The organism is Rhodococcus sp. NPDC006774 (genome assembly GCF_040636045.1).
Taxonomy (GTDB): domain Bacteria; phylum Actinomycetota; class Actinomycetes; order Mycobacteriales; family Mycobacteriaceae; genus Rhodococcoides.
In genome coordinates this window covers 1-13,414 of the sequence record NZ_JBEYIW010000040.1, presented here as the reverse complement: position 1 = coordinate 13,414, position 13,414 = coordinate 1, and the positions used below count along the sequence as shown (strand labels likewise).

11 protein-coding genes are annotated in these 13,414 nt (G+C 65.6%); 4 read left to right on the top strand and 7 right to left on the bottom strand.

Annotated features, from left to right (window positions below; all coding sequences use genetic code 11):
* Positions 1-175 precede the first annotated feature (175 nt).
* From clpB to ABZ677_RS27475, 6 genes are read right to left on the bottom strand one after another with little or no spacing between them, the layout of a single operon-like run.
* Positions 176-2,806 carry an ATP-dependent chaperone ClpB gene (gene clpB, locus ABZ677_RS27500; protein WP_358375201.1) on the bottom strand — a complete coding sequence of 877 codons (2,631 nt, stop codon included), beginning with the start codon at positions 2,804-2,806 and terminating at the stop codon, positions 176-178.
* On the bottom strand, positions 2,788-3,117 hold the full coding sequence (locus tag ABZ677_RS27495; protein WP_358375198.1) for a chaperone modulator CbpM: 330 nt from the start codon (positions 3,115-3,117) through the stop codon (positions 2,788-2,790). Before ABZ677_RS27495 ends, clpB begins: the two co-directional genes overlap by 19 nt.
* A complete protein-coding gene (locus ABZ677_RS27490) occupies positions 3,114-4,040 on the bottom strand; it encodes a J domain-containing protein (RefSeq protein ID WP_358375195.1) in 927 nt (308 codons plus the stop codon). The genes ABZ677_RS27495 and ABZ677_RS27490 overlap by 4 nt, the downstream gene beginning before the upstream one ends.
* A gap of 6 nt (positions 4,041-4,046) precedes the next feature.
* The gene (locus ABZ677_RS27485; protein WP_247207564.1) at positions 4,047-4,571 is read right to left on the bottom strand and encodes a nucleotide exchange factor GrpE; all 525 of its coding nucleotides are present in this window, start codon (positions 4,569-4,571) and stop codon (positions 4,047-4,049) included.
* Between the two features lie 8 nt (positions 4,572-4,579).
* Positions 4,580-6,463: a molecular chaperone DnaK gene (gene dnaK / locus ABZ677_RS27480; protein ID WP_358375191.1), complete on the bottom strand. Its 1,884-nt coding sequence runs from the start codon at positions 6,461-6,463 to the stop codon at positions 4,580-4,582.
* Between the two features lie 3 nt (positions 6,464-6,466).
* Positions 6,467-6,970 (bottom strand): general stress protein, encoded by a 504-nt coding sequence (locus ABZ677_RS27475; protein WP_005203454.1) that lies wholly within the window; start codon positions 6,968-6,970, stop codon positions 6,467-6,469.
* Between the two features lie 726 nt (positions 6,971-7,696).
* Here ABZ677_RS27475 and ABZ677_RS27470 point away from each other — a divergent pair.
* From ABZ677_RS27470 to ABZ677_RS27455, 4 genes are all read left to right on the top strand, one after another.
* A complete protein-coding gene (locus ABZ677_RS27470; protein ID WP_358375187.1) occupies positions 7,697-8,986 on the top strand; it encodes an ISL3 family transposase in 1,290 nt (429 codons plus the stop codon).
* Between the two features lie 528 nt (positions 8,987-9,514).
* Positions 9,515-10,606 carry a hypothetical protein gene (locus ABZ677_RS27465; protein WP_182263509.1) on the top strand — a complete coding sequence of 364 codons (1,092 nt, stop codon included), beginning with the start codon at positions 9,515-9,517 and terminating at the stop codon, positions 10,604-10,606.
* Entirely contained in the window at positions 10,566-11,360 is a 795-nt protein-coding gene (locus ABZ677_RS27460; RefSeq protein WP_082920513.1) for a transposase, read from the top strand. The genes ABZ677_RS27465 and ABZ677_RS27460 overlap by 41 nt, the downstream gene beginning before the upstream one ends.
* 273 nt (positions 11,361-11,633) lie before the next feature.
* Positions 11,634-12,650 carry a trypsin-like peptidase domain-containing protein gene (locus ABZ677_RS27455; RefSeq protein ID WP_358375182.1) on the top strand — a complete coding sequence of 339 codons (1,017 nt, stop codon included), beginning with the start codon at positions 11,634-11,636 and terminating at the stop codon, positions 12,648-12,650.
* A gap of 184 nt (positions 12,651-12,834) precedes the next feature.
* Here the strand turns inward: ABZ677_RS27455 and ABZ677_RS27450 are convergent.
* Positions 12,835-13,414 (bottom strand): TniQ family protein (locus tag ABZ677_RS27450; protein ID WP_358375179.1); only part of this gene is annotated, 580 nt, incomplete at its 5' end.

Here is a 13,414-nt window from a genome sequence, read left to right as displayed (position 1 = left end):
CAAGTGGATGCGACGCGCGGATATCGATGAGGGCCGCAGCCCTGGTGTGAGCGCGACCGAGTCCGCTGAACTGCGTGAGGCCCGTAAGCGGATCCTGGCCTTGTCGCCCGTGCGATTGTCCTCGATTGCAATCTCTTCGAGATGCTTGTCGCCGATCCCATGACGACACCCCTTCTCAGGCCGCGATGGCGGGTTCCGTATATGCGACGGACAGTTCGCCGTCATCGACCGTGACATCGATGGTGCCGCCCGGTTCGATTTCGCCGCGCAACAGCGCACGACCGATCTTGGTCTCGACCTCATGGGCGATATACCTGCGCAGGGGTCGTGCACCGTAGACCGGGTCGAAACCGTGTTCGGCGATGAGCCGGCGTGCTTCCGGCGTGATATTCAAGTGTATCTGTCTCTCCGACAACCTGTTCCGAAGATCGGCGAGCTGCAGCTCGACGATATGTTCGATCTGGGGCAGCGTGAGCGGGGTGAACAACACGATGTCGTCGACCCGGTTGAGGAACTCGGGACGGAAGTGCCCGCGCAGTTCCGCCAGCACCCGCGCCCGGGCGTCCGGCTTGATCTCGCCGTCCGCTGTGACTCCCTCGAGGAGATGCTGGGATCCGATGTTCGAGGTCATGATGATCACCGTGTTCCGGAAATCGACCTGCCTGCCTTGAGAATCGGTGATCCGGCCGTCATCGAGCACCTGCAGCAGGGTATTGAAGACGTCGGCATGGGCCTTCTCGATCTCGTCGAAGAGCACCACGGAGTACGGCTTGCGACGCACCGCCTCAGTGAGCTGACCCCCCTCGTCATACCCGACGTACCCGGGGGGCGCACCGATGAGCCTACTCACCGTGTGCCGCTCCTGGTACTCGCTCATATCCAGGCGCACCATGTTGTCTTCGCTGTCGAAGAGGGCACTGGCCAGCGTCTTTGCGAGCTCGGTCTTCCCCACACCTGTCGGTCCCAGGAAGATGAACGAACCGATCGGCCGGCGCGGATCACGGATGCCGGACCTCGCCCGGATCACCGCGTCTGCGACCAGTTGCACCGCCTCGTCCTGACCGACGACCCTCTCGTGCAGGATCTCGTCGAGCTTCAACAGCTTCTCCCGCTCACCTTCCTGCAGTCGAGCGACCGGGATACCCGTCCATGCGGCCACGATCTCTGCGATCTCGTCTTCGGTGACCACCTCGCGCAGCAACGGATTCCGGCCCTGCCTGGTAGCCAATTGCTCCTCCGCCGCCTCGAGCCTGCGCTCCAGCGCGGTGATCTCGCCGTACCGCAACTCGGCGGCCCGATTGAGGTCGTAATTGCGTTCGGCCTCCTCGGCCTCGTGTCGCAATCGTTCCAGCTCTCCCCGCAGCTCCTGCACCCGACGGATCGCTTGGCGCTCCGCCTCCCACTGAGCGTGCCGGGCGTCGGCCTCGGCCCGCAGATCGGCCAGCTCCTTACGCAACTCCTCGAGGCGCGTCTTGCTGGCCGCGTCCGTTTCCTTGGACAGCGCGGCCTCTTCGATCTCCAGCCGGGTCACCTTCCGGGTGAGCTCGTCGAGTTCGGCGGGCATCGAATCGATTTCGGTTCGTAGCCGGGCGCACGCTTCATCTACCAGGTCGATCGCCTTGTCCGGAAGGAAACGGTCGGTGATGTACCGGTGCGAGAGGGTCACGGCGGCCACCAGTGCGCCGTCCTGGATCTTCACGCCGTGAAACACCTCGAGGCGTTCTCGAAGTCCGCGCAGAATCGAGATTGCATCCTCGGCACTGGGCTCGTCGACGAGCACGGTCTGGAATCGACGCTCCAATGCTGCATCGGATTCGATGTGCTTGCGATACTCGTCGAGAGTGGTGGCACCGATCATGTGCAGTTCGCCGCGGGCGAGCATCGGTTTGAGCATGTTGCCGGCGTCGAGAGATCCCTCGCCGCCGACCGATCCTGCGCCGACGACGGTGTGTAACTCGTCGACGAACAACAGGATGCGCCCCTCGGCCGCTTTCACCTCGGACAGCACCGCCTGCAGCCGTTCCTCGAACTCGCCGCGGTACTTCGCACCGGCCACCAGGGAACCCATGTCGAGCGAGAAGATCGTCTTGTCGCGCAGGCCCTCGGGCACGTCGCCGCGGACGATCCGCTGGGCGAGTCCCTCGACGATCGCGGTCTTGCCGACGCCGGGGTCGCCGATCAGCACCGGATTGTTCTTCGTCTTCCGGCTCAGGATCTGCGTTACCCTGCGGATCTCGGCATCTCGCCCGATGACCGGATCGAGTTTGCCTGCCCGCCCCTCGGAGACGAGGTCGCGTCCGTACTTCTCCAGCGCCTCGTACGCCCCCTCCGGGGTGGCCGAGGTGACGCGCTGGTTGCCGCGCACTGTGGTCAAGGCGGCGAGGAAGGTCTCTCGTGTGACCCCATGACTGGTGAGAACCCGTCCGGCCGCACTGGTCGACCCCTCCTCGGAGAGGGCCATCACGAGATGCTCCACCGACACGTAGGAATCCTTGAGTCGCTTCGCCTCCCGTTCCGCGGCGTCGAGCAGCTTGGCCAGGCGCTGGGTGATCATCACCTGACCGGGCGTCGCACCGGGGCCGCTGACCTTCGGCCTACGCGACAGTTCACGTTCCAGATCGGATCGCAGGGCATCGACGTTCGCACCGGCCTGCTCGAGCAGTCGCGGTACCAACCCTTCCTGCTGATCGACCAACGCGAGCAGCAGGTGCTCTCCGTCGACCTCGGTGTGACCCATTCTGGTCGCGACGTTCTGGGCTTCCTGCAGGGCTTCTCGTGACTTTTCAGTCAGACTGCCGGTGTCCATGGGGGTGTCCTCCTTCTGCGGGAAGCTGCTTCGAGTTTCTCGATTCGATCCAGCAGATCGAGCACGAGCCCGATTGCCGAGTAGTTCAGGCCCAGGCCGGTCCGCAGCCGTTGGATGCGGGCAGCGTGGGCCACTGCTGACGGTTCGAACAATATTTCGCCGCCGGGGTCGCGGCGTGCGTCGATCAGGCCGAGAGCCACAAGCTTTCGTGCCAGGTCGGGGTGCAGCCCGGTACGTTCGGCGAAGACATCCAGCGACAATCCGGCACGGCGAACCAATATGTACTGGGTGCCCGGGGTCGGGGTGCTCATGGCTGTTTCCTCGGATCGAAGTTCGATTCGGCGGCCAACTGTTCGAACAGCTCGCGTTCACGTGCTGTCGGTTTCGGCGGCACCATCACCTTGATTTCGGCGTAGAGGTTGCCGTTGGCGCCCCGCGGATTGGGCATTCCTTCTCCGCGCAGGCGAAGCTTCCGTCCCGTCGACGAGCCCGGCACCACTTTGACTTTCGCCTCGCCACCCGGGGTGGGAACGACGACGGTCGACCCGAGGACCGCCTCCCATGGCGATACGGGCAGGTCGACGTAGATGTCCCGGCCCTGGACGCGGAACCGGGGATGCGGCTTGATCCGCACCACGAGGTACAGATCCCCGGGCGGCGCGTCGCCGTTGCCCCGGCCTCCTTGCCCGGCCAACCGGATTCGCTGGCCGTCCAGGACACCGGCCGGAATGTCGACGTCATACTGCCGTCCGTCCAGTCTGAGAGTGCGTTTTCCGCCCCGATACGCCTCTTCCAGGGGCAGTTCCAGTTCCGCTTCCTGATCGGCGCCGGGAATCGGCCCGTACCCGCCACCGCCGCCGAACATCTGCCCGAAGAGGTCCTCGAAGTCGACGCCGCCCTCGCCACCGACACCGTGACCGAAGTGCACCCTTCTGCCCCCGCCCCCACTGCCGTACCCGCCGCCGCCGAACCCGCCGGCGCTTGCCCGGACCCGTTCGTCGTAGTCCTCGGGCACACGCCGGAAGTCGTCACCGAATCGGTCGTAGCGTTTCCGGGTGTCCGGGTCGGACAACACCTGGTAGGCCTCATTGGCCTCCTTGAACCTGTCCTCCGCAGTGGGGTCCTTGTTCACGTCGGGGTGATACTTGCGGGCCAACTTGCGGTAGGCCTGCTGGATTTCGTCGGTGCCGGCGCCCCGAGAAACCCCGAGCACTTCGTAGTAGTCACGCGCCATCGGTGCTCACCCCTCGGGGCGGCTGACGACCACCGCGGCGGGACGCAACTGCCGCCCGTCCTCTCCATAGCCCGGGCGCAAGACCTCGACCACGGTCCCGGAGGGAAGGTCGGGTTGGGCCACCACACTGACCACTTCATGGAGCTCCGGAGAGAACGGCACACCGACCTCGTCGTGGCGCTCGAAGCCGAACCGTGACAGCACCTGCACCGCCTGATCCCGGATCGCCTTCACACCCTCGACGACGGCCTGAGGATCGCTGCCCGCATGGGCCAGCGCAAGCTCCAAATTGTCCAGGACAGGCAGCCACGCCGCCGAAACCTTCGCCACCTCCGCGGCGCGTTCACGATCCAGATCCTTGGCATACCGCTTGCGCAGGTTGTCCAGATCTGCGAGGGCCCTGCGCCAACGGTCCTCGAGTTGAGCCAACTCGGCCCCCGTGTCGGTGCGATCAGGCGCCGTCTCGGTCTGATCCCCGTCGGTACCGTCGGTAGCCGGCTCGGTCGTCGAATGATCAGCAGACCTCTCCATCAGGTGCCTCAGCTCCGATCGAACTCGGCGTCGATCACGTCGTCATCATCCGACGACGCAGCCTCTGCGCCGCCGGCCTGGTGTCCGTCGCCGCCGCCGGCTTGGACCGGCGCGAGCCCGTAGAGCAGCTGCTGCAGCTCCGAGGTCAGGGGCTCTATCTCCGAGGGTGAAGCACCGTCTTTCACAGCCTTCCTGGCGTCGGCGATCAGCATCTCGGCACGCGCCTTGTCGTGCGGGGGCGCACTGTCACCGAGTTCGGCGAGTCGCCGTTCCACCTGGTAGGCAACCGAATCGAGCGCGTTGCGTGCGTCGACCGCCTTGCGCAGCTCCTCGTCCTCACCCCGGTTCCGTTCGGCCTCCGCAAGCATGCGCTCGACCTCACTCTGGTCCAGGTTGCCCTGCTCACTGATCGTGATGCTCTGCTCCTTGCCGGTGTCCTTGTCGCGGGCGGTGACGTTGAGGATGCCGTTAGCGTCGATATCGAAAATGACTTCGACCTGGGCCTCGCCACGTGGCGCGGGGCGGATGTCTTCCAGCCGGAACCGTCCGAGCACCCGGTTGTCGGCGGCCCGTTCGCGTTCGCCCTGCAGCACCACGACGTCCACGGCGGACTGATTGTCTTCCGCCGTGGAGAACACTTCGCTGCGCCGGGCCGGGATCGTCGTATTGCGCTCGATGATCTTGGTCATCACCCCGCCCTGCGTCTCGACGCCGAGGGACAGCGGGGTGACGTCGAGCAACAGTACGTCGGAGACCTCACCTTTGAGCACGCCCGCCTGGACTGCGGCACCGAGCGCCACGACCTCGTCCGGGTTGACGCCCATGTGGGGGTCCTTACCGCCGGTGAGCCGGCGAACGAGTGCCTGTACCGCCGGAATGCGTGTCGAACCACCGACCAGGATCACCTCGTCGATGTCGTTGGCGGTGATCTTGGCGTCACTCATTGCCTGCTTTACCGGACCGAGGCAGCGTTCCACCAGATCTGCCGTCAAATCCTCGAACTTCGATCGCATGATCGTGGTGGTGAGGTGTTTGGGACCGTTCGCGTCTGCGGTGACGAAGGGCAAGTTGACCTGGGCTTGAGTTACCGAGGACAACTCGACCTTGGCTTTCTCCGCGGCCTCGAAGAGGCGTTGCAATGCCTGCGCATCCTTGCGCAGATCGATGTTCTCCGCGCTCTGGAATTCGTCGGCAAGGTAGTCCACCAGGCGTCGGTCGAAGTCGTCTCCGCCGAGGTGGGAGTCGCCGGCCGTCGAGCGAACCTCGACTACTCCCTCGCCGACATCGAGCAGACTCACATCGAAGGTGCCGCCGCCGAGGTCGAAGACCAGTACGGTCTCGTGGGTCTGTTTGTCCATGCCGTACGCCAGTGCCGCCGCGGTCGGCTCGTTGATGATCCGCAGAACCTCGAGGCCCGCGATCCGGCCGGCGTCTTTGGTGGCGTTGCGCTGCGCGTCGTTGAAGTAGGCCGGAACGGTGATGACCGCTTCCTTGACCTTCTCACCGAGGAACTTGCTCGCGTCGTCGACGAGCTTGCGCAGCACGAGGGCACTGATCTCCTCCGGCGCGTACTTCTTTCCCCGCACGTCGAATCGGGCCTCACCATTGTCACCCGGCACGACGTCGAAGCTGACCGCTTTGGCCTCCTCGGAGATCTCGTCGTAATGACGTCCGATGAAGCGTTTCGCCGAGTAGATCGTGCCCTTCGGATTCAAGATCGCCTGCCGTCGGGCAAGCTGACCCACCAGGCGCTCGCCGCTCTCGGTGAACGCCACCACCGACAGCGTCGTCCGCGCTCCCTCGACATTGGAGATCACCACCGGCTCGCCGCCTTGCCAGCTTGCGATGACCGAGTTGGTGGTGCCCAGGTCTATACCCACAGCAGTCGCCATGACTCATTCCTTTCGATCGGTCCGGCCGGTGAGCAAGCGGACGGCTTCGTCCGCGACCTCGACATCGGCGAGGACTTCGTAGTGACGTGGTTGTAATGACTGGATTGAGGTGAAGTCGCGCCGGCCGCCCTGCAGCGCATACATGAGCAGGCCGAGCAGAGCGCCCACAACGGCACCGAATACCAACCCGTAGAAGGCGAGCGCGAGGCCCGTGAGCAGCGGCTGAACCCAATCGAGTAACCCGAAGATCCAGCCGAACAGCGCACCCGTCAGCGCGCCCGCGGCGGCGCCGCGCAGAGCGGCCCAGCCGTAGTTCAATCGGCCGACGATCTGCTCGACCAGCTCGATGTCGCGACCGACGATGGCCAGTTTGTCTACCGTGAAATGCTGGTCGGAGAGGTAGTCGACGGCGCTCTCGGCGTCGGCATAGGTGTCGAATGTCGCAATCACCTGGCGAGCAGGTGGGTGTGGACTTACGGCGGAGGTTCCGCCACTGGACTCTGACATCACGCCCCCTCGGCGTCGATGTTGTGGGGTTTCGCCGAGCCTGTGCGTACCGTACCGGCCCGGCCCTCGGTCAACCGGTTGGGCTCACGAACGGCCCAACCGCAATGCGAGTTCTTCATCCGCCTTCGGGCGGTCAACACAATTCGCCTATCGACAGTCCTGGCTTGCAATCACTGAAATGACGCTAACCCTTGTCGGGGGTCGACGCAAATTCGCCTATCGGGCGTCGACAATAGAGGCGCAATGGCGTCCATACCTGCCCTGGGCATAGATGTCCGCCGGAACCCGCTCGAGGCGACCGGTACACGCAACTCCGGGTACCGGCCACTACTGCGGTGCGTCCACGAGTAGAACTCCCGATGCAGTCATCTTCGCAGCCGACGCGGTGAGTGGCAAGGCCCGCACAAGTCGAAAGCGGGAAGCGAATTCCGCAATGACAGTACAGTCGCTGACACGCTGGCAATAGCCGTTCCTTCATGCTCACGTACAGGAGCAGGTGCTCGATGGCGGAACGACAAGTTCCTGGCGCCGAGAGAAACCGGCGGGAGAAATCCATTTTCCAAACGGTCGGTTTATCCATCCACTGGAGCCATGCCCACCGGATTCCACTGGGCGGCAACCGAATCGGGCTCTTCGCGCTTGAGCGGGGTGCCCGGTAGTTGATGGGGCTCGTGGCCCCGACATGCTGTTGGTCTCTCACAACGCGACAACAGCGAGGCCACGAGCATGAACGAGGGTACGTCAGTGCTGCTCGGGCTGGAGGACGAGTTCACCGTCCTGCAGCTCGAACGAATCGATGCCGACACGGTGCGTGTCGTCATCGAGGTCATCGACCCGGAGGGCGCCTGCCCCGAGTGCGGGGTGCTCACCTCAAGGATCAAGGAGCGGCCACTGGTTCGAGTCAAGGACTTGCCTGCCTCCGGCCAAAGAACCGATCTGTGGTGGCTCAAACGGCGCTTGGTGTGCCGCGAACCGGCCTGTGGGACAGCGACATTCACGCAGCAGTCCCGCGCTGTGCCGGCACGGTCGCGGCTCACGACCCGGCTACGAGAGAAGATCGGTTCGGCGATCGCGTCGGGCAACCGCGCCGTCAGCGAGGTCGCTAGCGAGTACCAGGTGGCGTGGTCGACCGCGCACCGGGCGCTCATCGCACTGGCCAACCAGTGGCTGCCCGAGCCGGAACCCACCCGCGTGCTCGGCATCGACGAGACCCGCGCCCGGTCGGTGCGCTGGGTGCTCGAAGAGGCCGGCTGGACACGGTCGAACCCGTGGATGACCTCGTTCGTCAACGCCGACCCCACCCTGCCCGGGCACCTTCTCGGGCTGACCCCGGGACGCTCCGGGGCGTGCGTGATCGACTGGCTCGCGCTGCAGACACCCGCGTTCCGGGCCGGCATCGACCTGGTCGTGATCGACCCGTCCGCGCCGTACGCGGGCGGGATCCGCACCGCCCTGCCGGACGCGCGGATCGCAGTCGACAAGTGGCATCTCGTCGCCCTCGCCAACCTCATGGTCACCCAGGTCCGTCAACGGATCACCCGGCAACTGCACGGCCGCCGCGGCACCGCCACCGACAAAGTCTGGGCCAGCCGGCAACTGCTGCTCACCGGCTACGAGCACCTCACCGTGAAGCAAAAGGCCCGGTTCAACGCCGCCCTCGCCGCCGAGGATCCGACCAACGAGATCGCCGCCGCGCATGCCGTCAAGGAACGCCTGCGCCTGCTGCTGGCCGAACACCAGCCGCACCAGATCCGGCGCAGGCTGTACGACTTCTACGACGACGCCGCCCGCGCCGACATGGAGGAAACCAGCCGCCTGGCGACCACGATCGACACCTGGTGGCCAGCGGTGCTCGTCGCGCTCACCGAGGACGTGACCAACGCCCGCACCGAGGGCTTCAACCGGATCATCAAGCAAACCAAGCGTGTCGGATGCGGCTTCACCAACATGGACAACTACCGAAGGCGCATCATGGTCCACATCGCCCTCACCCGAGGGCAGAGACCAGCAGCATGAAATCAGCACACGCCCCGCTCAAATGCGGAGAGCCATTTATCTCTGCAGTAAACGCCCGGCCCGTCTTCGGCGCCTCGTGCCACACATGCCTTCCCGCTCGGGTTGCGGCGGGCCATAATTCGCCTTTCACGTGCCCGGCTTGCCGTCTTCGGAGCTGGGCCTTGACACCCCTGCACCGGGTACCCCCGCATCAGTACCGCACCTGCCGCTGGGCAGTCGATGCATCACCTGTCCGAACGGAATCGACCGCCCCCACGCTGATCACTGCTCCCCACACCGCCGAAGCACTTCAACCGATCCGTCACTGCAGCATCATCGAGAAGCCGTCCTCGACACCGGCAGGTCCCGGGCCCGCTGGCTGTGATGTCTTCGCGCTGGCGGCGTCGGCGGGGAGAGGATTTCGCAGTGAGCAGCACCGCTCTCTCCGGGATCGAGGCGACCACCGAATCCGGCCCGCGGTGCTGCACGAAACCTTGGGGCTCCATCGAGCCAGTGGCAATCGGCCCGTGGTTGCCTCACCATGGAGCGGTGACTGCTAAGCGTTGCCGATCCACCGCCGATCCTGCCGAACCCCTTTCCGATGCCGAGCTGCTCATCGGCCTGGTGGTCTCACCATCCCTGAGTGCGATGCTCGGCCCCGAGGTCACCACCTCGGTGCGCAAGATTTTGGTGCAGCGGTATCCGGGAGTGCGCTGGCAACTGAAGATGGCCGAAGACCGGCTGGTCGATCCACCCACCGAGACCTTGGACCTGCTGGAGGCGGCCCGAAACCGCGTGCTGGAGGAGAACTGGGATTTGGCCGTGGTGCTCACCGAGATCCCCCTGAAGACCGGCCGACGTCCGGTGCTCACCCAGTCCTACCCCGTGCACGGGGTAGGACTGGTCTCCGTCCCAACCCTGGGAGCCGTGCACGTGCGGCAGAAGGTGCAAGAGACCACCGTGCACGTGGTCGGGCAGCTCCTGGGCTACGACGCCGAAGACCTCAACGCCCAGCGGGATCTTGCTCGAAGAGCCCACCAGCTGTCCACCGATCTCGACGAACGCCCGGACGACAACGTCGTGCAGTTCACGGCCCGAGTGCTGAGCGGCAACGTGCGGTTGCTGCTGGGCATGATCCGCGCCAACCAGCCTTGGGCCTTCGTGGCCCGGCTCTCCCGGGCGATGGTCGTGGCAGCGGCCACCGGCATGCTGACATTGGTGGCCTCGGACCTATGGGTACTGGCCATGGCCTACGGGCCGGTGCGCCTGGTCCTGCTGGCGGTGATGGCGATCGGGGCGGTGAGTGCCACCCTGATCCTGGGAGCCGACTTGTGGGAGCGCCCACGGCGGCGAGCCCAACGTGAGCAGGTGATCCTGTTCAATTTGGCCACCACCGCGACCGTGGCCATCGGGGTTGTGGTGTTCTACCTCGGCTTATTCATCCTGTCCTGGGTCGGCGCGCTGCTGCTCATCGACGAGCAGGTACTGGCCGGTGTCGCCGGTCACCCAGTGAACGCTTTGGACTACGCGAAGATCAGCTGGCTCACCGCCAGCCTGGCCACCGTGGGCGGAGCACTAGGAGCTGGACTGGAGGACGACGATGTGGTGCGCGCCGCTGCCTACACCCGGTCCAGCACCTGACACAGCCCCAGCACAGAAGAAACTGAAACATCTACGCGTTGATGCCACGTCTATGCAGGTGTCATTGCCGGTCGCGATGACTTGGTGGGCTCAGCGCAGTGCGCTGCCTCGTACTCGGCGGGTGGGGCGTTGCCGAGGCGGGTGTGCGGGCGGGCGCTGTTGTACCTGTCGATCCGGGATCCGCACCGCCCTGCCGGACGCGCGGATCGCAGTCGACAAGTGGCATCTCGTCGCCCTCGCCAACCTCATGGTCACCCAGGTCCGTCAACGGATCACCCGGCAACTGCACGGCCGCCGCGGCACCGCCACCGACAAAGTCTGGGCCAGCCGGCAACTGCTGCTCACCGGCTACGAGCACCTCACCGTGAAGCAAAAGGCCCGGTTCAACGCCGCCCTCGCCGCCGAGGATCCGACCAACGAGATCGCCGCCGCGCATGCCGTCAAGGAACGCCTGCGCCTGCTGCTGGCCGAACACCAGCCGCACCAGATCCGGCGCAGGCTGTACGACTTCTACGACGACGCCGCCCGCGCCGACATGGAGGAAACCAGCCGCCTGGCGACCACGATCGACACCTGGTGGCCAGCGGTGCTCGTCGCGCTCACCGAGGACGTGACCAACGCCCGCACCGAGGGCTTCAACCGGATCATCAAGCAAACCAAGCGTGTCGGATGCGGCTTCACCAACATGGACAACTACCGAAGGCGCATCATGGTCCACATCGCCCTCACCCGAGGGCAGAGACCAGCAGCATGAAATCAGCACACGCCCCGCTCAAATGCGGAGAGCCCCGAATCGGAGACGCTCCAGATTAGAATTGTATGAAAAAGTTGGCAGCGCAACAAGATACGAAGCATCTTGGCTCTCAGTGGTGGAGCATGCGCGCTGCCGTTCGTCGATGCCGGTTGCCTGGGTGCATCGAAGCGGTTCGGTGACCGGTCTCGGGCGCCGCCGGGGGTATGTTGATCGGGTGGGCCCGCTCGCGGCAGGTGCAAGTAGGAGACCGATTCCTCACGGAGGCGGTGGCTGATGCGCGTACCGTCGACCGTACGTTCCTCGATCTGGGTGCCGCTGGTCGCGACCGTGGTCCTCCTCCTCGCGGGATGCGGCGCCTCGGCTCCCACCACCTCGACGCCCTCAGCGGGACCTGCCGTAGACCTGCCGGCACTGGTCCGGCAGGTGGAGGCCTCGGTCGTCACCGTGCTTACCGGGTCCGGCGTGGGCAGCGGCATCGTCTACAAGACCGACGGCACCGTCGTCACCAACGCCCACGTGGTCGAGGGTGCCCGGCAGGTGAGTGTGGCCTTCGCGGACGGGCAACAGGTGTCCGCGAACGTGCGGGCCGTCGATCGTGTGACCGACGTCGCGGTCCTTCAAGCGGACCGCACGGATCTGACTGCGGCGACGTTCGAGACAGCGTTGCCAGAGGTCGGCGCGCTCGCCGTAGTCGTGGGCAGTCCGCTGGGGTTCGAGGCCACGGTCACCTCGGGCATCATCTCAGGATTGCACCGTCAGATCCCCGGGTCGGCTTCCACCGGGGCGCCGCTGGTCGACCTGATCCAGACCGACGCCGCGATCTCGCCGGGTAACTCCGGGGGTGCCCTGATCGACGGACAAGGGCGGGTCGTGGGGATGAGCCAGGCCTACATTCCCCCGTCGGCGGGTGCGGTGGCTCTGGGCTTCGCCATCCCCGCGGCGAATGTCGTCGACGTCGCAGACCAACTGCTGGCCTCGGGAACTGCCCAGCATGCGTACGTCGGCATTCAGCCCGGCACGCTGAGCCCGCAGATCGCCGAACAACTGGCAGTCGACCGCACCAGCGGTGCCGTCGTCCTCGAGGTCGTCCCGCTCGGTCCGGCTGCGACGGCGGGTATCCGGCCGGGCGATGTCATCACCGCGGTCAACGGCCACGACATCGAGTCGGCGGAGGACTTCATCGCGGCGCTCCGTGCCCTCGACCCGGGCGATCGAGTCGATTTGACCGTGCTCCGCGGTGGCGAGACCCAGCAGATCTCGGTCACAGTGACAGACCGCCCCGCCAGCTGAACGACTATTCCAAGAACGACCAAAACGGGGCGGGCGGGATCTGTGTTGCGGGCGGTCCGGCCCGCAGCGTTGCGGGTATCGCAGGCGTTGAGCAGCATTACCGTCCGCGTGTCCTTGGGACACAAAATTGGGAATACCAACTTCAACTTCGGGTCAGCCACGAACTGGGTGGACTGTCCTGTGCTCATCGGATTTGCTGACGCTCCTGATGGGCGCCGAGGGTGACGAGGGCCTCGATGCCGACTTTGTCGGCGGCGAGGTCGCAGAAGGCCTCGAATCGGGTCGTCGCGGCCGTCCTGTCGTATCGGGAGGTGGGATCGTCGATGTCGGTTGCCTCGGCCAGCGCGGTCAGATACCGCTGGGCCGTGCACAGGTCGTCGTTGGCCTCGATTACGGTGGCGTCGCGCAAGTCGTGCCGGCAGAACGGACGCACCTTCCGATCGGCGCTCTCGCGCGGACACCGTTGGGGGCAGTGCCATGGCGGGCCGTGCCTGCCGAGCCAGGTGGTGTCGGAGAATGGCACCTGCCCGCAACCGGGACACCGGGTCTGCAACCGCAGTCGGTGCCGCAGGCAGATCGGAAGCAACGGGTGCGCCCATTGCCTCTGCCAGATGCAGTCCGGCTCGGCGAGACACCGTGGACAAAACCGGGACCCGCTGAAGTGGTGCCGGATCCGCTTACGGGCCTCACGCAGTTCAGCGGACTCGGTCGCGCTCACACCAGGGCTGCGGCCCTCATCGATATCCGCGCGTCGCATCCACTTG

Excerpts from the sequence above, each read along its gene's own strand:
- dnaK (WP_358375191.1), bottom strand. The coding sequence starts at position 6,463 with ATGGCGACTGCTGTGGGTATAGACCTGGGCACCACCAACTCGGTCATC.
- ABZ677_RS27495 (WP_358375198.1), bottom strand. The coding sequence starts at position 3,117 with ATGAGCACCCCGACCCCGGGCACCCAGTACATATTGGTTCGCCGTGCC.
- ABZ677_RS27460 (WP_082920513.1), top strand. The coding sequence starts at position 10,566 with ATGTGGTGCGCGCCGCTGCCTACACCCGGTCCAGCACCTGACACAGCC.
- ABZ677_RS27470 (WP_358375187.1), top strand. The coding sequence starts at position 7,697 with ATGAACGAGGGTACGTCAGTGCTGCTCGGGCTGGAGGACGAGTTCACC.
- ABZ677_RS27455 (WP_358375182.1), top strand. The coding sequence starts at position 11,634 with ATGCGCGTACCGTCGACCGTACGTTCCTCGATCTGGGTGCCGCTGGTC.
- ABZ677_RS27485 (WP_247207564.1), bottom strand. The coding sequence starts at position 4,571 with ATGGAGAGGTCTGCTGATCATTCGACGACCGAGCCGGCTACCGACGGT.
- ABZ677_RS27475 (WP_005203454.1), bottom strand. The coding sequence starts at position 6,970 with ATGTCAGAGTCCAGTGGCGGAACCTCCGCCGTAAGTCCACACCCACCT.
- clpB (WP_358375201.1), bottom strand. The coding sequence starts at position 2,806 with ATGGACACCGGCAGTCTGACTGAAAAGTCACGAGAAGCCCTGCAGGAA.
- ABZ677_RS27490 (WP_358375195.1), bottom strand. The coding sequence starts at position 4,040 with ATGGCGCGTGACTACTACGAAGTGCTCGGGGTTTCTCGGGGCGCCGGC.